This window comes from Thermobispora bispora DSM 43833, assembly GCF_000092645.1.
GTDB lineage: Bacteria > Actinomycetota > Actinomycetes > Streptosporangiales > Streptosporangiaceae > Thermobispora > Thermobispora bispora.
In genome coordinates, this window is the sequence record NC_014165.1 from 1,332,518 (window position 1) to 1,353,568 (window position 21,051).

Annotated in this window: 18 protein-coding genes; 9 read left to right on the top strand and 9 right to left on the bottom strand. The window is 71.9% G+C overall.

From position 1 onward, the window contains the following. Positions 1 to 100: 100 nt before the first annotated feature. Entirely contained in the window at positions 101 to 550 is a 450-nt protein-coding gene (locus TBIS_RS05845) for an Lrp/AsnC family transcriptional regulator (protein WP_041431256.1), read from the bottom strand. A 421-nt stretch (positions 551 to 971) separates the two neighbouring features. Between TBIS_RS05845 and TBIS_RS05850 the strand changes: the two genes are divergently transcribed. After that, positions 972 to 1,889 (top strand): LysR substrate-binding domain-containing protein, encoded by a 918-nt coding sequence (locus tag TBIS_RS05850; protein ID WP_041431258.1) that lies wholly within the window; start codon positions 972 to 974, stop codon positions 1,887 to 1,889. 9 nt (positions 1,890 to 1,898) lie between these two features. Here the strand turns inward: TBIS_RS05850 and TBIS_RS05855 are convergent, their stop codons facing one another. Next, positions 1,899 to 2,789: a helix-turn-helix domain-containing protein gene (locus TBIS_RS05855; RefSeq protein WP_013131427.1), complete on the bottom strand. Its 891-nt coding sequence runs from the start codon at positions 2,787 to 2,789 to the stop codon at positions 1,899 to 1,901. A 223-nt stretch (positions 2,790 to 3,012) separates the two neighbouring features. Here TBIS_RS05855 and TBIS_RS18555 point away from each other — a divergent pair, with 223 nt between their 5' ends. Then, positions 3,013 to 3,555, top strand: coding sequence for an ATP-binding protein (locus TBIS_RS18555; protein ID WP_013131428.1), 543 nt, complete (start codon positions 3,013 to 3,015; stop codon positions 3,553 to 3,555). Between the two features lie 95 nt (positions 3,556 to 3,650). On the opposite strand, the gene TBIS_RS20040 is transcribed toward TBIS_RS18555, so the two are convergent. Together TBIS_RS20040 and TBIS_RS20045 are read right to left on the bottom strand one after the other, a co-directional pair. Beyond that, the gene (locus TBIS_RS20040; RefSeq protein ID WP_013131429.1) at positions 3,651 to 4,367 is read right to left on the bottom strand and encodes a DUF5941 domain-containing protein; all 717 of its coding nucleotides are present in this window, start codon (positions 4,365 to 4,367) and stop codon (positions 3,651 to 3,653) included. Then, positions 4,364 to 5,956 (bottom strand): CDP-alcohol phosphatidyltransferase family protein, encoded by a 1,593-nt coding sequence (locus tag TBIS_RS20045; protein ID WP_013131430.1) that lies wholly within the window; start codon positions 5,954 to 5,956, stop codon positions 4,364 to 4,366. Before TBIS_RS20045 ends, TBIS_RS20040 begins: the two co-directional genes overlap by 4 nt. A gap of 392 nt (positions 5,957 to 6,348) precedes the next feature. Between TBIS_RS20045 and recO the strand changes: the two genes are divergently transcribed. Together recO and TBIS_RS05880 are read left to right on the top strand one after the other, a co-directional pair. Then, positions 6,349 to 7,131 carry a DNA repair protein RecO gene (recO, locus tag TBIS_RS05875; RefSeq protein ID WP_013131431.1) on the top strand — a complete coding sequence of 261 codons (783 nt, stop codon included), beginning with the start codon at positions 6,349 to 6,351 and terminating at the stop codon, positions 7,129 to 7,131. 157 nt (positions 7,132 to 7,288) lie between these two features. Beyond that, complete coding sequence (locus TBIS_RS05880; RefSeq protein WP_013131432.1) at positions 7,289 to 8,074, top strand: isoprenyl transferase; 786 nt, start codon at positions 7,289 to 7,291, stop codon at positions 8,072 to 8,074. A 26-nt stretch (positions 8,075 to 8,100) separates the two neighbouring features. On the opposite strand, the gene TBIS_RS05885 is transcribed toward TBIS_RS05880, so the two are convergent. From TBIS_RS05885 to TBIS_RS05895, 3 genes are all read right to left on the bottom strand, one after another. Then, positions 8,101 to 8,649 (bottom strand): CGNR zinc finger domain-containing protein, encoded by a 549-nt coding sequence (locus tag TBIS_RS05885; protein ID WP_013131433.1) that lies wholly within the window; start codon positions 8,647 to 8,649, stop codon positions 8,101 to 8,103. A gap of 93 nt (positions 8,650 to 8,742) precedes the next feature. Further along, positions 8,743 to 9,171, bottom strand: a complete 429-nt coding sequence (locus tag TBIS_RS05890) for a Fur family transcriptional regulator (RefSeq protein WP_013131434.1) — start codon at positions 9,169 to 9,171, stop codon at positions 8,743 to 8,745. Between the two features lie 144 nt (positions 9,172 to 9,315). Then, positions 9,316 to 9,741 (bottom strand): DUF6703 family protein, encoded by a 426-nt coding sequence (locus TBIS_RS05895; RefSeq protein WP_013131435.1) that lies wholly within the window; start codon positions 9,739 to 9,741, stop codon positions 9,316 to 9,318. A 128-nt stretch (positions 9,742 to 9,869) separates the two neighbouring features. On the opposite strand from TBIS_RS05895, the gene TBIS_RS05900 reads away from it, so the two are divergent. Further along, positions 9,870 to 10,193: an antibiotic biosynthesis monooxygenase family protein gene (locus TBIS_RS05900; protein WP_013131436.1), complete on the top strand. Its 324-nt coding sequence runs from the start codon at positions 9,870 to 9,872 to the stop codon at positions 10,191 to 10,193. 225 nt (positions 10,194 to 10,418) lie between these two features. Beyond that, positions 10,419 to 11,804, top strand: a complete 1,386-nt coding sequence (locus TBIS_RS05905; RefSeq protein WP_013131437.1) for a glycine--tRNA ligase — start codon at positions 10,419 to 10,421, stop codon at positions 11,802 to 11,804. Between the two features lie 217 nt (positions 11,805 to 12,021). On the opposite strand, the gene TBIS_RS05910 is transcribed toward TBIS_RS05905, so the two are convergent. Then, on the bottom strand, positions 12,022 to 13,509 hold the full coding sequence (locus TBIS_RS05910; protein ID WP_013131438.1) for an alpha/beta hydrolase: 1,488 nt from the start codon (positions 13,507 to 13,509) through the stop codon (positions 12,022 to 12,024). 359 nt (positions 13,510 to 13,868) lie between these two features. Here TBIS_RS05910 and ppdK point away from each other — a divergent pair, with 359 nt between their 5' ends. Together ppdK and TBIS_RS05920 are read left to right on the top strand one after the other, a co-directional pair. Continuing rightward, positions 13,869 to 16,505 (top strand): pyruvate, phosphate dikinase, encoded by a 2,637-nt coding sequence (gene ppdK, locus TBIS_RS05915; protein WP_013131439.1) that lies wholly within the window; start codon positions 13,869 to 13,871, stop codon positions 16,503 to 16,505. A gap of 131 nt (positions 16,506 to 16,636) precedes the next feature. Beyond that, positions 16,637 to 17,944 (top strand): deoxyguanosinetriphosphate triphosphohydrolase, encoded by a 1,308-nt coding sequence (locus TBIS_RS05920; RefSeq protein ID WP_013131440.1) that lies wholly within the window; start codon positions 16,637 to 16,639, stop codon positions 17,942 to 17,944. A gap of 8 nt (positions 17,945 to 17,952) precedes the next feature. On the opposite strand, the gene TBIS_RS05925 is transcribed toward TBIS_RS05920, so the two are convergent. After that, entirely contained in the window at positions 17,953 to 18,798 is an 846-nt protein-coding gene (locus tag TBIS_RS05925) for a M23 family metallopeptidase (RefSeq protein ID WP_148231612.1), read from the bottom strand. Positions 18,799 to 19,092: 294 nt separating this feature from the next. Between TBIS_RS05925 and dnaG the strand changes: the two genes are divergently transcribed. After that, complete coding sequence (gene dnaG / locus TBIS_RS05930; RefSeq protein WP_013131442.1) at positions 19,093 to 21,030, top strand: DNA primase; 1,938 nt, start codon at positions 19,093 to 19,095, stop codon at positions 21,028 to 21,030. Positions 21,031 to 21,051 lie beyond the last annotated feature (21 nt).

Consider the following 21,051-nt stretch of genomic DNA (forward strand, 5'->3'; position numbering starts at 1 on the left):
CAACTCCATAGGGGTACGCCGGACACTGGTCAGCGTAGGAACGCGGCGGAGCCCGGCCAATGCGTCTGTGTTGCGCCCTGCTTTCGATCGGTTGCGTATTTCAGTCGCTCACCGGCGATCTGTTAACCAGCCGGGAGAGCACGATCGAGCTCTTGGTGCGGAGCACGAACGGCTCGGCCGCGATGTGCTCGATCACCCGCTCGACATGGCCCACGTCGGGCGCGCGGATGTGGAGCAGCGCGTCGGCCTCGCCCGTGACCGTGCACGCGGAGACGACCTCCGGATGCCGGGCGACGGCCTTGCCGATCTCCGCCGGGGAGGTCTTGTCGCGGCAGTAGACCTCGACGTACGCCTCGGTCGTCCAGCCGAGGGCCGTGGGCTCGACCCGCGCGCTGAAGCCGGTGATGACCCCCGCGGCGACGAGCCGGTCGATCCGCCGCTTCACGGCCGGGGCGGACAGTCCTACCTGAGCGCCGATCTCGGCGTACGTCGCGCGGGCGTCCTCGATGAGGGCCCGGATGATGGCGCGGTCAAGGTCGTCCAGCTTCACGAGGACCTGTATACAGCCCACGGACCGGAATCCCGATATCGGCGGCGGCGGAACTCGGGGGTGCCACCGCGCCGCGGGCCGGCCGCCGCACCCCGATCCCGTGCCCGGGCGGATCGCCCGCCGGCCTCGCCGAGCCGGCGGGCGCCCCACCACCCCATACCGCCGGCGGTGAGGCCGGGCCGGGGCCGGCCCGGGGATCCTCCGGCCGCCTGGCGCGGCCCTCGTCGTGGATCCCGGCGGCTCGCCGCCCTCGTCCCGGAGCCTGGGCGCGGATGCCCGCGACCCCGCGCCGTGGCCGGCGTCGCGTTAGGCAGCAACCGATTCCAGAAGGAAAACGCCTGATCAGGGCCGGGAAAAGGTATTGAAAGTTCATACCGGCGGGCGGGCGCCGTACGCGACTGAGACGGTCACAATTGGTGACGTGGCGGACGTCAACTTCACCCTCGTCCAGCTGCGTTACTTCGTGACGGCGGCCGAGCTCGGCAGCATGACCGCGGCGAGCAAAGAGCTGATGGTGGCGCAGTCTGCCATTTCGGCCGCCATCGCGCAGGTGGAGAGGGAGCTCGGTGTTCAGCTGCTGATCCGCCACCACGCCCGGGGCCTGTCGCTCACCCGGTCGGGGGAGCGGTTCCTCGCCGAGGCGCGGGAGTTCCTCGCCCACGCGGCCGCGCTCGCCCAGTCGGCGCGCGGGCTCGCCGTCTCGCTCACCGGCGAGCTCACCATCGGGTGCTTCACCGCGATCGCCCCGTTCTACCTGTCGCGGCTGCTCGGCGAGTTTGCCTCCCGGTACCCCGAGGTGCGGGTCACGGTCGTCGAGGGCGGGGTCGCTGAGCTGGAGTCGGCCCTGCTCGACGGCAGGTGCGAGCTCGCTCTGGTCTACGGCACCGATCTCGCGCTCGACCTGGAGATCCGCCCGCTCACCCAGGTCCGGCCGTACGCGCTGCTGCCGCCCGGCCACCGGCTCGCGAGCGCCGAGACGGTCTCGGTCGCCGACCTCGCCTCCGAGCCGCTGATCATGCTGGATCTGCCGCGCAGCCGCGACTACTTCCGCGCGCTCTACACCACGGAGCCGCGGGTGCGGTTCCGTACCTCGAGCTATGAGACGGCGCGATCGCTCGTCGCCGGAGGGCACGGCTACTCGATCTTCACCGAGCTGCCGCTCACCGACGAGACCTACGACGGCGGCCGCGTGGTGACCGTGCCGATCAGTGACGAGGCTCCGCCGCTCAACGTGGTGCTCGCCTCCGTCCGCGGGGTGCGGCCCACGGCCCGCGCCGTCGCCTTCAGCGAGACCTGCCAGGAGTTCTTCGCCCGGCTCTCCCGGGAACGGAAGGCCTAGGCGCGGCGGTCAGCCGAGCCCGTCGAGCAGCCGCTCGAGGAACGCGCGCGATCGCGCGGGCGAGTGCGCCTCCACGGATAGGGCGTTCATCACCCGCAGGTACGGCTCGGTCTCGGCGGGCTTGTCGAGGTAGGCGGCGCTGTTGAGCTGCTCCATGTAGACCACGTCCGGCAGGTCCGGGGACTCGAACCGCAAGATCGTGAACGGGCCGGCCGCGGCCGAATGGCCGCCCCGGTCGAACGGGAGCACCTGGAGGGTGACGTTCGGCATGGTGGTGATCTCGATCAGGTGCTCGATCTGGCCCCGGAGCACCTTGGTGCCCCCGAACGGGCGGCGCAGCGCCGCCTCGTCCACCACGGCCCACAACCGCAGGGGGTCCGGCCCGGTCAGCCGCTCCTGCCGCCGCATCCGGACGGCGACCCGCTGCTCCACCTCGCGCTCGGTCGCGTCCTTGTGGCGGTGCTTGATCACCGCGCGTGCGTAGTCGGGGGTCTGGAGCAGCGCGGGGATGAACTGGACCTCGAAGGTGCGGACGACCGAGGCGGCGTCCTCCAGGCCGATATAGGACTCGAACCAGCTCGGCAGCACGTCGTGGTACTCGCGCCACCAGCCGGGGGCGTTCGCCTGCCGGGCCATGCCGAGCAGGGTCTCGCGATGGTGGGGGTCGGTCACGCCGTAGAGCGTGAGCAGGTCGGCGATGTCACGCTCCTTGAACCCGACGCGGCCGAGCTCCATCCGGCTGATCTTGGCGTTCGACGCCCGGATGGCCCGCGCCGCCTGGCCGGGGGTGGTGCCCGATGCCCGGCGTAACCGCCTGAGCTGCGCGCCGACGAGGATGCGCATGACCGTCGGCCCGCCGCGCGGGGCGGGCTTCGCGGTGGCTCTTTGCGGCCTGCTCATTTGATGAATCTCCATCTGCAACCTTACGGCGGGTTCGGTCGAACCGAAAAGGAGCTTCGCGCTCGGAGAGTGATCGTATCCGGGCGCGCGTCGGCCCAGTCCTGGAACGACCCCGAATGCGGCTCGAAATGACATTTGCAGGCGCACCGGTGCTTGCCCGCGCAACGTACGGGGCAAGATACAGGCGGCGAGGAAGGTACGGGTGACGACCTAGGGAACGGCGATGTACGCGGATCTGGCAGGACCTGGTGAGGCCACTGCGCCTCCATGGCTGACATCGGTCTTCGAGCAGAACGGGTCCGCCGATCCGTCCGGCCCGCCGGCCGCCACCTGTTCCCTCGCCGGACGGACGACGTCGCCCGCGGCGGCCCGTGAGTTCGCCGCCCGGATCCTCGCCGACTGGGGGTTGCCGCATCTCATTGCGGACGTGCAGCTGGTCGTCTCGGAGCTGGTGACCAACGCCCTCCGGCACGCCCTCGCGGCCGGCCCGGCCTCGGGCTCGCCCATCCTGCTCCGGCTGGTACGGCACCGCTCGTACGTGGGCTGCGGGGTGAGCGACGACGGCGATGGGGCGCCCGCCCTGGTCGCGGGGGGCGACGACCTGTCCGAGAGCGGCCGCGGCCTCCACCTGGTCGACGCGCTCAGCTCGGCCTGGGGGTGGCTCCCGGTCGAGGGAGGCAAGGTCGTGTGGGCGTTGTTCGACGCCGGGGGCGGGGCCGCCCCGGACGGCGCCGCCGGCGGCCCGGAGGCCACCGGCGGGCGATGATCGGAGGGCTTTCCGGTCCGCGCCGGGACGGGCGGCGGCCCGGCGTGAAGGACTGATCGCCGGGCCACCGGACGCGCGCCGGGACCGGCGCCCGGTCAGTGCTGCTCGGCCTCCCCGGTGAGCTGCTCGGCGGCCTCCTCCGGGGTCTGCTCGAGGTCCTGGTCGGCCTGGGCCTTGAGCGCGGCCGACTCCTTGTCGAGGCGGACCCAGCTCGTCACGCTCTCGGCCGCGAACAGCACGAGCAGGTAGACGGTGAGGATCGCGGCGACCGGGGTGAGGACGCCGAGCGCCGCGGCCGCACCGATGATCAGCAGGCGGACCTCCCAGCCGAGCCCGGCGAGGAAGATCCACTGTGGGGGCCAGATGCCCTGCCGGGTCCGGTAGACGGTGTCGTAGGTGTGGTACCCGATCACGTAGATCAGGGCGAAGAGCAGCCACTTCGGGGTGTCCGTGGCGAGGCCGAGCAGGATGATCGTCAGGAACTCGGCCGCGCGCAGCAGCGGCGGGGTGAGCCAGTCGAGCCGTCCCAGGTGGTGGTGCGGCGCGGTGGGCACCGCGAGGAGGACGAGCACCAGCACGGGGGTGAGCAGGATCGGCCCTTCGGTGAGCACCCCGCCCACGGCCATCGCCACGATGGCGGCGATCGCGAGGAGGGTCGCCGGAACGGGGGACACCCCGCGCCCGAACACGCCCTTCAGCACGGCGACGAGGGGGCCGTCGTCGCGGTAGGCGATCAGGCGCTCCGTCTGGATGCGGAGGCGCTCCTCGTGGGGGTCGGTGATCGTGGTGGCCTGCGGCTGCTGGATGATCATGCGAGAGACCTCAGGAAACGTCCGGTGATCGTGTAGACGGCCGCGACGCTGCCCCAGGTCACCAGGGTGAGGAAGGTGACGCGCGGGTCGAAGAAGGCCGCGGTGATCGCGATGGCGGCGAAGCGCTCGCCGATCGGGAACACGATCATCTTGCGGGCCCAGTGCACGGGCCGGAACTTCCCGGCCTTGGTCCAGAACTTCAGGAGCCTGCGCAGGCCGGTGGAGCGGCTCAGCCGGCGCTCCTCCAGCGCCTGGCGCAGCGGCCGGTCATCGGGCACCGTGAACGCCAGGGTGGGGAGCGGCAGGGGCGGCTTGCGGCGGTTGGCGGCGCCGAAGGCGAAGTCGAGCAGGTGCTTGACCGACTGCAGGGCGATCGCGATCAGCGCCAGGGTCCAGATCTCCTCGCCGTCGCCGAACTGCCCGGAGACCGTGGCGCCGACGGCCAGGCCGACGAAGACGATGTACTCCTTGAACCGGTCGAAGGTGGCGTCGAGCCACGCCCCCAGGACGCTGAACTTCCTGGCGTAGCGGGCGAGCTGCCCGTCGACGCAGTCGAAGACGAACGCGAAGTAGATGAGCACGGCGCCGGCGATCGCGCCCCAGCGGGTGCCGGTCGCGAACGACCCGGCGGCGAGCACGCCCAGGAAGATCGAGAACAGGGTGACGTGGTTGGGCGCGAGACCCCGGCGGGCCGCCCAGCGGGCGATGTACCGGGAGTAGGTGCTGACGAAGAACGTGGTGAAGAAGCCGTCGGCGCCCTTGACCGCGTTGTTGAGGCGGGCCCGGTCCTCGTCGTACCCGGACATCTCCACGAGCGCCTCGTCCGCCTCGGCCTGGGTGCGGATCCGCCGGTAGAACAGGTCACGGCGGCCGCGCACCCCGACCGACACGCCCTTGCGCACCAGGCCGAAGACGAGGAGCTCGACGACGTCGTCCTCCGGCCCGAACAGGTGGGCGATCTCCGCGAGCTCCCGGGCGGTCTCGGCGAGCAGGGCGGCGTGCCGCTGGTGGAGGTGGAGCGGGCCGAGCAGCACGGCGTTCGGGCGGGTGACGGCGTGGTGGGCGGTGCCGACCGAGATCACCCGGCCCCGGCTGGCGCGGGTGCGCTGGGGGAGCCCTTCGATCGACTTCATGCCGATCTCCGGCTCGGCCTCCTCGATCGGCGGCAGCTCCTCCACCTCGGGGGAGTCCTCGTCGCGCTGCTCCCGGGCGATCAGCGCGAGCGCCGCCCGCTTCGCCTTGCTGAGCTGGTAGATCAGCTCGTCGTGGATGAGCGAGTCCGCCGGGAGGATGAGGATGTTCTCCGTGCAGTCCTCGACCAGATCGGCCAGGGCCCGTAGATCGCCGGCGATGTCCGGGCTCTCGACGACCTTGCCGAGGTGGCCGCGGTAGGCCGGGGCGTGCTCGGGCCGGGCTATCGTCACCGGCGCGGGGTCCAGCGAGGTGACCTGCCCGACCAGTCGGCCGTACGCGGTCGGAGCTCCGGGGAGCGACGTCAACCGGATATCGGTCGGCAGGGCGGGTGGGCCGCCTGGTGGAGGAGAACCGAAGGGGTTGGGCGGCGAGCCCAGCAGGACCACGCGGGTCATGGCAACCTTTCACGCGATGGGGGAGTGGCCCGTGGGTCGTATCCCCTGATCTGTCGCCTGTCGCGGCCGCACAGACGGCGCCTCGCCACGCCGGGTCCCCGTCCGGGATGTCCGTGTAGAGGCGTGTCGCGCCTGGCCTTGTCCTCGCTTACGGCAAGATCCCGGGACACTCCCTGACTTGACCGATGCGGGGAAGTCCGCCGGAAAAGCTTAGTGACCTTTCGTAAGCGTGGTGAATCCCGTCAGAGCTGTATGTCCTGATATGCGTGCTTGATCGGGTCTGGTGACCAAGATCTTGGCCAGATCATTACTGAAGTCTCACCGTTCGTGCCCCATAATCCGCCGCGCACCGCGGCGGCCGGGCAGGCCGGGCCGGGCCGTACGATGGCCTGGTGAGCCTCTACCGGGATGAGGGCGTGGTGCTGCGCACCCAGAAGCTGGGGGAGGCCGACCGCATCATCACGATCCTCACCAAGCGCACCGGGAAGGTCCGGGGCGTGGCCAAGGGCATCCGCCGGACCACCTCGCGCTTCGGCGCGCGGCTCGAGCCGTTCACCCACGTCGACCTGCAGCTCCACGCCGGCAGGTCGCTCGACGTGATCACCCAGGCGGAGACCCTGCACCCGTACGGCCAGGCGATCGTGCGCGACTACGCGCGCTACACGGCCGGGATGGCCATGCTGGAGACCGCCGACCGGCTCGCCGCCGCGGAGAAGGAGCCCGCCCTGCGGCTGTTCCTGCTCCTGGTGGGCGGGCTGCGCACGCTCGCCGAGGGGGCGCACGAGCCGCGGCTGGTGCTCGACGCGTTCCTGCTGCGCTCGCTCGCCGTCGCCGGGTACGCGCCCGCGCTCACCGCGTGCGCCCGGTGCGGCGGCGAGGCCGTCCAGGCGTTCGCGATCGCGGCGGGCGGGGCCGTCTGCGGGGCGTGCCGCCCGCCGGGGGCCGCGGTGCCCGCGCCCGGGACGCTCGAGCTGATGAACGCCCTGCTGCGTGGCGACTGGGCGACCGCGGACGGCTCCGAGCCCCGCCAGCGGAGCGAGTGCAGCGGCTTCGTCGCCCGGTACCTGCAGTGGCATCTGGAGCACGGCATCCGCTCGCTCCGCCACGTCGAACGGGACTGGCCGCTCCGGCGGGCGGAGCCGGACGCCGCACCGGCCTACGGCGCGCACGGCTGAGCCCGCACGGCGCGCGGCCGAGCGCCCGGGTGGGCTCCCGGAGGGCCGGTGCGCCGGCGGAACGGCCCGCCGGACGCCTCCCGGGCCACCCCCGAGCCCGGGGCCCGGCCCGGCGGCGCGTCCAGGGGACCCGCCGGCAGGCAATACCCTTCAGACCATGGTCCGTCCACCCGCTCCGCATCCCTCGGGGGCGAGGCCGCCCGAGATCCCCCGGGAGCTGCTGCCCCGGCACGTCGCGATCATCATGGATGGCAATGGCCGCTGGGCCAAGGCCCGCGGGCTGCCCCGCACCGAGGGCCACAAGAGAGGGGAGTACTCCCTCTTCGATGTCATCCAGGGCGCCATCGAGCTCGGCATCCCGTACCTGTCGGCGTTCGCGTTCTCCACGGAGAACTGGAAGCGCTCCCCGGAGGAGGTCCGCTTCCTCATGGGCTTCAACCGGGACGTGATCCGCCGCCGCCGCGACGAGCTCCACGAGATGGGGGTACGGGTCCGGTGGGCCGGGCGGCGGACCCGGCTCTGGCGGAGCGTCATCAAGGAGCTCGAGGACGCGGAACGGCTCACCCGGAACAACACCACGCTGACCCTGCAGTTCTGCGTGAACTACGGTGGCCGGGCCGAGATCACCGACGCCGCCGCGCGGCTCGCCCGGGACGTCGCCGCCGGGCGGGTCAACCCGGACAAGATCACCGAGAAGGTCTTCGCCCGTTACCTGGACGAGCCGGACATCCCGGATGTGGACCTGTTCATCCGGTCGTCCGGTGAGCAGCGCGTTTCGAACTTCCTGCTCTGGCAGTCCGCCTACGCGGAGATGGTCTTCCTCGACCGGCTCTGGCCCGACTTCGACCGCCGGGACCTGTGGGAGGCCTGCCGGATCTTCGCCAAGCGCGAGCGCCGGTACGGCGGGGCCGAGCCGAACGAGGTCCGCCCCGCCTCAGGCTGACCGGCGCGCGCCGCCGGGGCGCCGCGTCACGAGGCGCAGCGGCGGCGGGCCCGGTAGGCGGCGACGTGCATCCGGTTCCCGCAGGTACGGCTGTCGCAGTAGACACGGGAGCGGTTCCGGGACTCGTCGACGAACACGTTGGAGCAGCCGGGCGCCCCGCAGGTGCGCAGCCGCTCCCACTCGTCCTGCACCAGCACCTGGGCGAGGGCGATGCCGCAGTCGGCCGCGATGTGCTCGGCGAGCGACGCGCCGGGCGCGAAGTAGTGCAGGTGCAGCGGCTGCCCGTCGTGCTCGGTGAGGCTGGGGGTGATCCGCGTGCGGGCGAGCAGCCCGTTGAGCAGCCGGACCGCGGTCGCCCGGTCCGGTGCGGTGAACACGCTGCGGAACACCTCCCGCAGCGCGCGGACCTCCTCGAGGTCCCGCTCGGTCACCGTGCCGATCCCGCTGATGAGACGGCGGCGGACGAAGTCCTGGAGATCCTCGACTCCGGCCAGCCGGTCCCGGTCGCCGCTCACGGTGTTGATCAGATCCACCACGGTGCCGAGCGCGTGCACCATGTCATGGCTGAACGGCACGTCGAAACTCCCACTGTCGCGGCGAGGCGGCCAACTCCCGGAAGATCGCAGCCTACCGCCCGGCGGGCCGCCGCGGGGCCGTACCGGACCCGATCACTCCGCCGCGGCGGCCTTCTCCGTCTTTTCCGCCTTGCCCGCCTTCTCCGTCTTCGCCGCGCAGGCCGAGCAGGTGCCGAACACCTCGACGGTGTGGGTGACGTCGGTGAAGCCGTGCTCCAGGCCGATGTGCTCCGCCCAGCGCTCGACGCTGGGCTCCGTCACCTCGACCGTCAGGCCGCACTTGCGGCACACCAGGTGGTGGTGGTGGGTCTCGGTCTCACAGGCTCGGTAGACGGACTCACCGTCGTCGGTGCGCAGCACATCGACGCGTCCCGCGTCCTGAAGCGACTGCAGCGCTCGGTACACGGTCGTGAGTCCGATCTTCGAGCCGCACGCCCGCATCTCGGCGAACACGTCTTGAGCGCTCCGGAACCCGGCGCTCTGGCGCAGCACCTTGTGAACGGCCTCGCGGCTCTTGGTCATGAAGGCTCCCGTGTACGGCTTCGTTCTACCGAATTTACCCAGTCGGGGCGCGTTACGGACGTCATGGTCGCGTCGCTCACCGGGTGGCCTTCTCCCACCCGCCGCGGGCCGTCCCGCACCCGGGCCCGGGCCGGGCCGCCGGGCTCAGATCAGGCCGAAGCGGGTGGCGGCGAGCAGCACCAGGAAGGCGATGAGCGCGACGCGCAGCACCCGCCCGGTGACGCGGAGGCTCGGCCAGGACAGGTACGCGAGCCAGGTGACGAAGCCGAGCACGGGGAGCACGGCGATCCCGCCGCGCCAGTCGGCCACGACCAGGCCGGCGAGCAGGAGCCCGACCATGACGAGCGGCACGAGCCAGCGCGGGAGCTGGAACAGGAACACCAGCGGTGCGGCGCTCTTCCGCTCGATCGCCCGGCGCAGCCCGGTGGCGTCCGGGGTGTAGAAGTGCTCGCCGGCCGGCAGCGGCCGGCGCGGCCGCGAAGCCCGCGCCCCGGACCTCCCCTCGGCCGGCCGCTGCGCCAGCGGGTGGCGCGGGAGCCCAGGGCGCCGCGTCGGTTTCTCGCTTCCCACGCCTCGAGCGTAGTACCCGGCGGGCCGCGGACCGGCCGGTGCCGCGGGCGGGCACGCGCCGGGCCGGTCACCGTTCCCGCGCCGAGGGGGGTTCCCGGGCGGCGCGGGGGAGATGGCATGCTGGGCGCATGCTCGCCCTCATCCGGTGCACGGTCCCCGCCGCGCAGGCGGACGAGTTCCTCGCGCAGGCGCGCGAGGCCCTCGCGGTGCTCGCCGCCCAGCCCGGGTACCTGGGCGGGCGGATCGGCAGGTCGATCGACGAACCGAACCTGTGGGTCCTGGCGAGCGAGTGGGAGGGCGCGGGCTTCTACCGGCGCGCGCTGTCCGCGGCCCGGATGGCGATGTACCCGCTCATGGCGTTCATGATCAACGAGCCCGGGGTGTTCGAGGGGGTGTACGAGCTGCCGTCCGCCCGGGGGCCGGAGGCCGAGGGGGCCGTCCCCAAGCACTGAGCGAAACAGGGCGGATTCCCCTAAGCTTGACCACGGATCCACGGGGCAGGTACGTGGCCTGAGCGCACGCGGACCTGTCCACCGGCGGAGCGCCTCTCGGGGACGCCGGCGGGCGCCGCCGGATCGCCCACGGCCGGGGACCCGTTGGGCGTACCCTGTTACGAACGATCATCTGACTCCGAACCTGATCCCGATTCCGACACCCAGCCGGATGGAGTTCCACTGATGGCCCGTCGCACCGACGTTCTGGACACGATCGTCAGCCTCGCCAAGCGTCGCGGGTTCGTCTACCCGTCGAGCGAGATCTACGGTGGACTGCGCGCATCCTGGGACTACGGACCCCTGGGTGTCGAGCTGAAGAACAACATCAAGCGCGAGTGGTGGAAGGCCATGGTCCAGGGCCGCGAGGACGTCGTCGGCGTGGACTCGTGCGTCATCCTCGCCCGCGAGGTGTGGCAGGCCAGCGGCCACGTCGACACGTTCACCGACCCGCTGACCGAGTGCCTCTCCTGCCACAAGCGCTACCGCGCCGACCACCTCATCGAGGCGTACGCCGCAAAGCACGGCGCCGAGCCCGCCGGCGGCCTCAACGACGTGAGCTGCCCCAACTGCGGCAACAAGGGGGCGTTCACCCCGCCCCGGCAGTTCAGCGGCCTGCTGAAGACCTTCCTCGGCCCGGTGGAGGACGAGTCGGGCCTCGCCTACCTGCGCCCGGAGACCGCCCAGGGCATCTTCATCAACTTCCTCAACGTCCAGCAGTCGGCCCGCAAGAAGATCCCGTTCGGGATCGGCCAGATCGGCAAGTCGTTCCGTAACGAGATCACCCCCGGCAACTTCATCTTCCGGACGCGCGAGTTCGAGCAGATGGAGATGGAGTTCTTCGTCAAGCCGGGCACCGACGAGGAGTGGCACCAGTACTGGATCGACGAGCGGCTCCGCTGGTACATCGACCTGGGGATCAACAAGGACAACCTCCGGCTCTACGAGCACCCCAAGGAGAAGCTGTCCCACTACTCGAAGCGGACCGTTGACATCGAGTACCGCTTCAACTTCCCCGGCATGGAGTGGGGTGAGCTCGAGGGCATCGCGAACCGCACCGACTTCGACCTCAGCTCGCACAGCAAGGCCTCCGGCCAGGACCTGTCCTACTTCGACCAGGAGACCGGGCAGCGCTACATCCCGTACGTGATCGAGCCGGCGGCCGGGGTGGACCGGACCGCGCTCACCTTCCTCCTCGACGCGTACACGGTGGACGAGGCGCCCAACGCCAAGGGCGAGATGGAGCAGCGGACCGTGCTCCGCCTCGACCCGCGGCTCGCCCCGGTGAAGGTGGCCGTGCTCCCGCTCTCCCGCAACGCCGACCTGTCGCCGAAGGCCCGCGACCTGGCCGCGCAGCTGCGCCGCAGGTGGAACGTGGAGTTCGACGACGCCGGGGCGATCGGGCGCCGCTACCGCCGGCAGGACGAGATCGGCACCCCGTACGCGGTCACCATCGACTTCCAGACGCTGGAGGACAACGCGGTGACGGTCCGCGAGCGGGACAGCATGGCCCAGGAGCGGATCTCCATCGACCAGGTGGAGGCCTACCTCCGCGAGCGGCTGGACCGCTGAGCCGCTCGAGCGCCGAGCGCGCGACGCGGGCTCCCGCAGGCCGAGCGGCCGGATCCTTGACGGCTCACGGCCCGCTGCGGGCCCGCGGCTGCATCCCTGAGACGTGAGCGGCCGGTCCGCCGAGGGCTGGCCGCGCCGTCCGGCCGCCGTTCGCCGCCCCCGGTGGGCGTCACCGGAGAGCTCCGCGGCAACGGCGTCCCGCGGCCCGGCGGCCCGCTCACTCGCGGCAGCGCAGCCCGTTCTGCGGCACCTTCCCCTCGAGCAGGTAGGCGTTCACGGCCGAGTCGATGCACCGGCTCCGGCCGTACGCCCCGTGGCCCTCGCCCTCCAGGGTGAGGAGCACCCCGGTGCGGAGCAGCCGGGCGAGCCGCGGCGCCCACTGGTACGGCGTGGCCGGGTCGTTGGTGACCCCGATCACGAGGATCGGCGGGGACCCGGTCGCGTCGATGCGCCGGGCCTCGTCGTTACCGGGGACCGGCCAGACGCTGCACGCGCCGGCGCTCACCGCGGTCTCGGCGAAGATCGGCGTCTTCGCGCGCAGCTCGCGGGCGAGGGCCTCGGCCTGGGCCACGCTCGGCCGGTCGGTGGTGTCCGCGCAGAGCACGGCCGGCAGCGCGAAGTGCAGGGAGGCGTAGGTTCCGTCCGGCCGGCGGGAGGCGTAGTCGTCGGCGAGGGTGAGCAGGCCGCTCATGTCGCCCTTGTCCGCGTCGCGGAGCGCCTCGGTGAGCAGCGGCCAGCTCTGGTCGCTGTAGAGGGCGTGGGCGATCGCGATCCGCGCGATGTCCTCGGTGACGAGCCGGTCGCCCACCTTCACCGGTGCGCGCTTGAGCCGGTCGAGCAGGGTGCGCACGGTCTTGTCCGCCTGCTCGGCGTCCGCGCCGAGCGGGCAGCCCTCCGCGGACTTCACGCAGCCGGCGAGGTACTGCTCGTACGCCTTCTGGAAGCCGAGCGCCTGGGTCCGCGCCATCTCGAGCAGCCCGACCGTGGGGTCCACGGCCGAGTCGAGCACCATCCGGCCCACCTTGTCCGGGTAGAGGGTCGCGTAGACCGCGCCGAGGTGGGTGCCGTAGGAGAAGCCGAAGTAGTTGAGGCGGGGCTCGCCGAGGGCCTGGCGCAGCCGCTCCATGTCGCGCGCCACGTTCACCGTGCCGACGTACGGGAGGATGCGGCCGGCGTTGCGCTCGCAGCCCTGCGCGAACTCGGTGATGAGCCGGGTCTCCTCGGCGATGTCGTCGCTCGGCTCGTGCGCGAGGTACCAGTCCATCCGGGGGCCGTCGAGGCAACGGATCCCGCTGCTGCGGTCCACGCCGCGGGGGTCGAAGCTGACCAGGTCGTAGCGTCGGTTGAGGGCGCGGAACGCGAACGCGGCGTTCATCAGCGTGGTGACCCCTGAGCCGCCCGGGCCGCCGAAGTTGAACACGAGCGAGCCGAGCCGTTCGCCCGGTCCGGTCGCCGGAACCCGGACCAGCGCGATCCCGATCTTCTCCCCGTCCGGCCTGGCGTAGTCGAGCGGCACCTGCAGGGTGGCGCATTCGAAGCGCGGGCTGGGAGTGGAGGAGACGCCCTCGCACGGGCCCCAGGTCAGCCCCTGCCCGGCTCGGGAGGCGGGGGAGAGCTCATGGGCCCCGCAGGCCATGGCGGCCGGGCCGAGCACCCCGGCTCCCAGGATCAACGCCAGTACGGCTCGCCAGGTCTTTCGTGGCACGTCACCCTCCGCGTTCGGATGAATTCGGAGGGTTATCACTCTATATATCGCACGGCGCGCGGTAAGCGGGTTAGGCGCGGCGTCCGCGATCGGATCTCAGTGGCGACTGGTCTATGCCAATTGTCTAGTCCAATTCACCGTCGCTTCGTGAAGAATGGTGATCGTTCAAAACGTGAGATGATCTATGAGAAATTCTGCTGATCTTTCCGTTTCGGGACTGTGGATTAGACCTATACAGGACCTTCTACCTGGACTTATGTCATTTGCCGGGGTAAGTGAGGTTTGGGGGTGCTTTTCACAGGTAGAGTCAAAGATGCGCGAGTGACTGCGCGTTGTAGGAAGTCGCAAGAGGAGTGCACGTGCCCAAGTTCGTTTACGACTTCTCCGAGGGCAACAAAGATCTGAAGGACTTGCTCGGCGGCAAGGGTGCCAACCTGGCGGAGATGACCAATCTCGGGCTTCCCGTGCCTCCCGGCTTCACCATCACCACCGAGGCGTGCCGCCATTACCTTGCGCAGGGGACGGTCCCCGAAGGGCTTGACGAAGAGGTGTCCCAGCACCTGGCGAAGCTCGAGGCCAGGATGGGGAAGCGCCTGGGCGACCCGGACGACCCCCTGCTCGTCAGCGTGCGCTCCGGGGCGAAGTACTCGATGCCGGGCATGATGGAGACCGTTCTCAACATCGGCCTCAACGACCGGTCGGTCCTCGGGCTGGCCAAGCAGTCCGGCAACGAGCGGTTCGCCTGGGACTCCTACCGCAGGCTCATCCAGATGTTCGGCAAGACCGTCCTCGGCATCGAGGGCGAGCTGTTCGAGGCGGAGCTCGAGCGGCTCAAGAACGGCAGGCAGGACACCGACCTCAGCGCCGAGGAGCTGCGCGGTCTCGTCGACACGTACAAGGGCATCGTGCGCGAGCACACCGGCCGCGAGTTCCCCTCGGACCCGCGCGAGCAGCTCGACCTCGCGATCAAGGCGGTCTTCGACTCGTGGAACACCCCGCGCGCCAAGCTCTACCGGCGGCAGGAGCGCATCCCCGACGACCTCGGCACGGCGGTCAACGTCGTGACCATGGTCTTCGGCAACCTCGGGGAGGACTCCGGCACCGGCGTCGCGTTCACCCGGGACCCCGGCACCGGCCGCAAGGGCGTGTACGGCGACTACCTGCCGAACGCCCAGGGCGAGGATGTGGTGGCCGGCATCCGCAACACCATCCCCCTGCAGGAGCTCGAGCGGCTCGACCCCAAGTCCTACCGCGAGCTCCTCGACATCATGGCCCGCCTGGAGAGCCACTACCGCGACCTGTGCGACATCGAGTTCACCATCGAGCGCGGCAAGCTCTGGATGCTCCAGACCCGGGTCGGCAAGCGGACCGCGGCGGCCGCGTTCCGGATCGCCACGCAGCTCGTCGACGAGGGCCTCATCGACATGGACGAGGCCGTCAAGCGCGTCTCCGGCGCGCAGCTCGCCCAGCTCATGTTCCCGCGGTTCGCCGAGGACGCCGCGCACCGGCCGATCACCAAGGGCATGAACGCCTCGCCCGGCGCCGCCGTGGGCAAGGCCGTGTTCAGCTCGGAGCGGGCCGTCGAGCTCGCCGAGAAGGGCGAGGCGGTCATCCTCGTCCGGCGGGAGACCAACCCGGACGACCTCGGCGGCATGATCGCGGCCCGCGGCATCCTCACCTCCCGGGGCGGTAAGACCTCGCACGCCGCCGTGGTCGCCCGCGGCATGGGCAAGACCTGCGTCTGCGGCGCGGAGGAGCTCGACGTCGACGTCGTCAACCGGCGGTTCACCGCGCCCGGCGGGGTCGTCGTCAACGAGGGCGACGTGATCTCCATCGACGGCACCACCGGCGCCGTCTACCTCGGCGAGGTGCCCGTGGTCCCCTCCCCGGTGGTCGAGTACTTCGAGGGGAAGCCCGTCGACGACGAGCTGGTCGCCGCGGTCGACCGCATCATGCGCCATGCCGACTCGGTCCGCCGCCTCAAGGTGCGGGCCAACGCCGACACCCCGGAGGACGCCGCCCGCGCCCGCCGGTTCGGCGCCGAGGGCATCGGGCTGTGCCGTACCGAGCACATGTTCCTCGGTGAGCGGCGCAAGCTCGTCGAGGACCTGATCCTCGCCGCCACGCCGGAGGAGCGGCAGGCCGCGCTCGACGCGCTGGAGCCGCTGCAGACCAAGGACTTCGTCGGCATCTTCACCGCGATGGACGGCCTGCCGGTCACCATCCGGCTGATCGACCCGCCGCTGCACGAGTTCCTCCCCGACCTCACCGAGCTGGCGGTCAAGGTGGCCACCGCGGGCGAGGCCGCGAGCGAGCGGGACCGCAAGCTGCTCGAGGCGGTCAAGCGGCTGCACGAGCAGAACCCGATGCTCGGCCTGCGCGGCGTACGGCTCGGCCTCGTCATCCCGGGCCTGTTCGCCATGCAGGTGCGGGCGATCGCCACCGCGGCGAAGCAGGTGCCGAACGCCAAGGCGGAGATCATGATCCCGCTGGTGAGCACGGTGCAGGAGCTCGAGATCGTCCGGGAGGAGGCGCAGCGCATCCTCGCCGAGGCCGGCGTGGACGCCATGATCGGCACGATGATCGAGGTCCCGCGGGCCGCGCTCACCGCCGGCCAGATCGCCGAGGCCGCCGAGTTCTTCTCCTTCGGCACCAACGACCTCACCCAGATGACCTGGGGCTTCTCCCGGGACGACTGCGAGAGCTCCTTCTTCGGCAAGTACTTCGACCTCGGGGTCTTCGGGGTCTCGCCGTTCGAGTCGATCGACCGCTCCGGCGTCGGCCGGCTCATGCGGATCGCCACCGAGGAGGGCCGCCGGACCAGGCCCGATCTCAAGCTCGGCATCTGCGGCGAGCACGGCGGTGACCCGGCCTCGGTGCACTTCTGCCACGAGCTGGGGCTCGACTACGTCTCCTGCTCGCCGTTCCGCATCCCGATCGCCCGGCTCGAGGCGGGCCGGGCGGCGGTGAGCGCCGAGGGCTCCGACAGCCGCTGACCGTCGCACATCCGGCGGCGGGCCCGGTGGCCCGCCGCCGGTGCGGTGCCGGATTCGCCAGTCGTGAGCACCGGAGATAGGGGGTACGCTCCTTTCCCCACTTGCGTGGGGCGCAGGTGGAAGGAGGAGGCATGGCCCGCTATACCGAGCACGATCTGGCGCGCTGGGCGCCGGAACCGCCGGCCGACCCGCAGCGGAGCGCCTTCGAGCGGGACCGGGCCCGGGTCCTGCACAGTGCCGCCCTGCGCGGACTCGCCACGAAGACCCAGGTCATCACCCCCGCCGACCACGCCGTCCTGAGCAACGCGCGCACCAGGCTGACCCACTCGCTGGAGTGCGCGCAGATCGGCCGGGAGATGGGCAAGGCGCTCGGCCGGGACCCGGACCTCGTGGAGACCGCCTGCCTCGCGCACGACCTCGGCCACCCGCCGTTCGGGCACAACGGCGAGGCCGCGCTGGACGCGTTCGCCGCGCCCTGCGGCGGGTTCAACGCCAACGCCCAGAACCTGCGCGTGCTCACCCGCCTGGAGGCGAAGGTCCTCACCGAGGACGGCCGCAGCGCCGGTCTCAACCTGACCCGGGCGACGCTGGACGCGGTCTGCAAGTACCCGTGGGCCGCGCCCACCACCCCCGACCCGGACGTCCCGCGGGCCGCCCCCGGCGAGCCGTACTGCGCGTACGCCGAGGACCTCGGCGTGTTCCGCTGGATCAGGGAGGGCGCGCCCGACCGGGTGCCCTCGTTCGAGGCGCAGATCATGGACTGGGCGGACGACATCGCCTACTCGGTCCACGACCTGGAGGACGCCCTCACCGCGGGCCTGGTCACCCCGGCCGCGCTCCGCGACCCCGAGGAACGGCTCGCCATCTGCCGGCTCACCCAGCGGTGGCACGCCCCCGACGCCGACCTCCACGAGCTCGCCGAGATCTTCGCCCGGCTGATCGCCGAGCCGATCTGGCCGGAGCGGATCGACGAGGGCCTCGCCGGCCGCGCCGCGATCAAGCGGCTCACCAGCACGCTCATCGGCCGCTTCTGCCGGGCCGCCCAGGAGGCCACCCGCGAGGCGTACGGCTGCCGCCCGCACCCGGCGGGGGAGGAGCCCGCGGGCCGCTACGCCGCGGCGCTCGTGGTGCCCCGGGCCACCCGGCTGGAGTGCTCCCTGCTCAAGGGCGTGACCGGCTACTACGTGATGTCGCGCACCGACCACCGGGCGCGGCAGGCGCGGCAGCGCGAGCTGCTCACCGAGCTGGGGGACATGATCCTGCGCGGCGCCCCGGAGACGCTCGACCCGGCCCTCCGCCCGGCGTTCGAGCACGCCGCCGACGACGCGGCCCGGCTCCGCGTGGTCGTCGACCAGCTCGCCTCGCTCACCGACGCCACGGCCATGGCCTGGCACCGCCGGCTCTCCGCCGCCCACGGGGCCCGGCGCGCGGTGTGCTGAAGCCGTGCCTAGTTGACGTCGTCGATGACCACGGGCTCGGGGCTCTTCTTCGCCGCCTTCTTCGTCGGCGTCGGGCGCGGGTTCGGCTGCGGCCGGGACGATCCACCGCCGCCGCCGGTCTGGGCCGAGCCGCACAGCTTGGTGCACGGCGGGAGGTTCCCCAGGCGCTTGCGCAGCGCGAGCATCTCCTCGCGCGGCGAGTACGTGCGGTTGCCCTTCTCCCAGGCCTCGAGGTAGGGCCAGGGCTTGACCATGCCCCGGCGGATCCACCAGTACTCGGGCGGGGCCGGCCAGCTGATCGCGAAGTAGAGGTTGCTCGCCGTGTTCCGCGCGTTCCCCGAGTTGCCGACTGTGCCGAGCCGGTCGCCCGCCTTCACCTTCAGGCCGGGGCGGACCTTGGGGTCCACCGTGTCGAGATGCCCGCCGAGGTAGAGCACGCCGTCGACGCCGAGGATGGTGACGAAGCGCCCCTCCCGGTCGGGACCGCGGTCGGTCGCCGGGGACCACCGGTCCGTCGTGTTCACCTCGCGGACCTCACCGTCCACGGGGGAGACGAAGGCGCAGCCCTTCTTCGCCCAGATCGTGGTCTTGGGCAGCACGAGGAGCTTGCGCCGGTAGGAGACCTTGCAGCCCTGGACGGGGAAGACGTAGGTGTACGGCGATACCTTGGGCGGCGGGATCAGCACCGGAGGGTCGCCGGGCGGCGGGGAGATCTCCTCCGCCCCGGTGGGGGTGCTGGTCGCGGCCACGGGCGTGGTCGAGGCGCTCATGCCGGTGACGCCGGCCGCGGGCGCGCCGCAGGCGGCCGCCAGGCACGCGGCACCGGTGAGCACCGCAAGTCTCCCCGATCGCATGACCTCCACCTGGTCGAGAGTACCGAACCTTTTTTACCGAACCTTCACATTCGTCACTACCGCTCGTGAAGATCTCTCAGGAATCTCCGGCCCAGGAATGCCCGTCCCCGGAAGGCCCGCCCGCGCGGCAGGCCGCCGTCCCGCGTCGTCGCCGGCCGCGCGTCGCCGGGGATCCGCCCGGGATGCGCCCGCACGGCGGCGTGGCCCGCCCCGGACGAGCCGCTGGGGCGGCGGGGCGGCCGTCCGGCGGGCCGCGGGGGACGCACCCGCCCGGCCAGGTCCTAGACTCGCAGCGTGGCAGGGCGGATCAGTGATGAGGACATCGCGCTCGTCCGGGAGCGGTCACCGATCGCCGAGGTGATCGGCGAGCACATCCAGCTCCGCAACGCCGGCGGCGGGAACCTGAAGGGGCTGTGCCCCTTCCACGAGGAGAAGACCCCGTCGTTCAACGTCACGCCCTCCCGGGGGTACTACTACTGCTTCGGCTGCGGCGAGGGCGGGGACGTCATCACGTTCATCCGCAAGATCGAGAACCTCAGCTTCACCGAGGCGGTCGAGCGGCTCGCGCAGCGGGCCGGGATCCGGCTCCGCTACGTGCAGGGCGGGTACGTGCCCGGCCGCGAGCAGGGGGAGCGGACCCGGCTGCTCGCCGCGCACCGGGCCGCCGCCGAGTTCTACGCCGAGCAGCTCACCACCCCGGAGGCGGCGCCCGGCCGGCGCTTCCTCGCCGGGCGCGGGTTCGACCGGGCGGACGCGGAGCGCTTCGGGGTCGGCTACGCCCCCGCCGCGTGGGACGCGCTCTCCCGGCACCTGATCGCCCGCGGGTTCACCGTGCAAGAGCTGATCAAGGGCGGGCTCGCCAAGGAGGGCCGCCGGGGCCCGGTCGACCGGTTCCGCGGCCGCCTCATCTGGCCGATCCGCGACATCGTCGGCGACGTCATCGGCTTCGGCGCGCGCAAGCTCCACGACTCCGACGACGGCCCCAAGTACCTGAACACGCCGGAGACCCCGCTCTACCGCAAGAGCCAGGTGCTGTACGGCATCGACCTCGCCAAGCGGGAGATCGCCAAGCGGGGGCAGGTGGTGATCGTCGAGGGGTACACCGACGTGATGGCCTGCCACCTCGCGGGGGTGCCGACCGCGGTGGCCACCTGCGGCACCGCCTTCGGCGAGGAGCACATCAAGATCCTGCGGCGGCTCCTGTTCGACCAGGCCGAGTTCCGCGGCGAGGTGATCTTCACCTTCGACGGGGACGAGGCCGGGCAGCGGGCGGCGCTCCGCGCGTTCCAGGAGGAGCAGCGGTTCGTCACCCAGACCTTCGTCGCGGTGCAGCCCGACGGCCTGGACCCGTGCGAGCTCCGGCTCGAGCGCGGCGACGCGGCCGTGCGCGACCTCATCGCCAGCCGGGTGCCGCTGTTCGCCTTCGCCATCCGCAGCGTGCTCTCCCGGTACGACCTCGACACCAACGAGGGCCGGCTCGCCGCCCTCGACGCCGCCGCGCCGATCGTCGCGTCGATCAAGGACCCCGGGCTGCGCAAGGCGTACGCGGTCGACCTGGACCGGTGGCTCGGCTTCATGGACGAGGGGTTCGTGCTCCGCCGGGTCCAGCAGGCCGCGGCCCGTCAGAGGGCGGCCCGGCGGCGCGGCCCAGGGCACGCCCAGCCGCCGGCCGAGCCGGCCGCCCGGCCCTCCGGCGCGCCGCCCGGGGGAGCCCGGCGGCAGCAGGCCCGGCCCAACCCCGCCGACCCGGCCGTCCGGCTCGAGGCCGAGGCGCTCAAACTCGCCATCCAGCGGCCCGCGCTCCTCGGCCCCGAGTTCGACGCGCTGGGCGCCGAGGTGTTCACCGTCCCCGAGCACGCCGCGCTCTACGAGGTGATCACGGCGGCCGGCGGGACCGCGGCCGCCGGGCCGGGCGGCCAGGAGTGGGTCGACCGGCTGCTCCAGGGCGCGGCCGCGGCCGGCTCCGCGGAATCCGATCTCACCGGGCTCGTCACCCGGCTCGCGGTGGAGGCGCCGTTCGCCGACGCCGAAGACGAAGAGCGGTACGGCACCGCCGTGCTCGCGGGCCTTCAGGAAATCGCGGTGGGCCGCGCGATCGCGCGGGTGAAGTCGCGCTTGCAGCGGCTCAATCCGGTCGAGGAACAGCAGGAGTACAACCGGCTGTTCGGCGAGCTCATCGCGCTCGAGCAGCAGCGCAGGGTGCTCCGCGAGCGCGCCACAGGCGCCTCTTGATCAGGCACCTGATGACTCATC

Coding starts and splice junctions, on each gene's coding strand:
- TBIS_RS05880 (WP_013131432.1), top strand. CDS start 7,289: ATGGTCCGTCCACCCGCTCCGCATCCCTCGGGGGCGAGGCCGCCCGAG.
- TBIS_RS05890 (WP_013131434.1), bottom strand. CDS start 9,171: ATGACCAAGAGCCGCGAGGCCGTTCACAAGGTGCTGCGCCAGAGCGCC.
- TBIS_RS05920 (WP_013131440.1), top strand. CDS start 16,637: ATGGCCCGCTATACCGAGCACGATCTGGCGCGCTGGGCGCCGGAACCG.
- TBIS_RS20040 (WP_013131429.1), bottom strand. CDS start 4,367: ATGATCATCCAGCAGCCGCAGGCCACCACGATCACCGACCCCCACGAG.
- TBIS_RS05925 (WP_148231612.1), bottom strand. CDS start 18,798: ATGCGATCGGGGAGACTTGCGGTGCTCACCGGTGCCGCGTGCCTGGCG.
- TBIS_RS20045 (WP_013131430.1), bottom strand. CDS start 5,956: ATGACCCGCGTGGTCCTGCTGGGCTCGCCGCCCAACCCCTTCGGTTCT.
- TBIS_RS05855 (WP_013131427.1), bottom strand. CDS start 2,789: ATGAGCAGGCCGCAAAGAGCCACCGCGAAGCCCGCCCCGCGCGGCGGG.
- TBIS_RS18555 (WP_013131428.1), top strand. CDS start 3,013: ATGTACGCGGATCTGGCAGGACCTGGTGAGGCCACTGCGCCTCCATGG.
- TBIS_RS05900 (WP_013131436.1), top strand. CDS start 9,870: ATGCTCGCCCTCATCCGGTGCACGGTCCCCGCCGCGCAGGCGGACGAG.
- TBIS_RS05905 (WP_013131437.1), top strand. CDS start 10,419: ATGGCCCGTCGCACCGACGTTCTGGACACGATCGTCAGCCTCGCCAAG.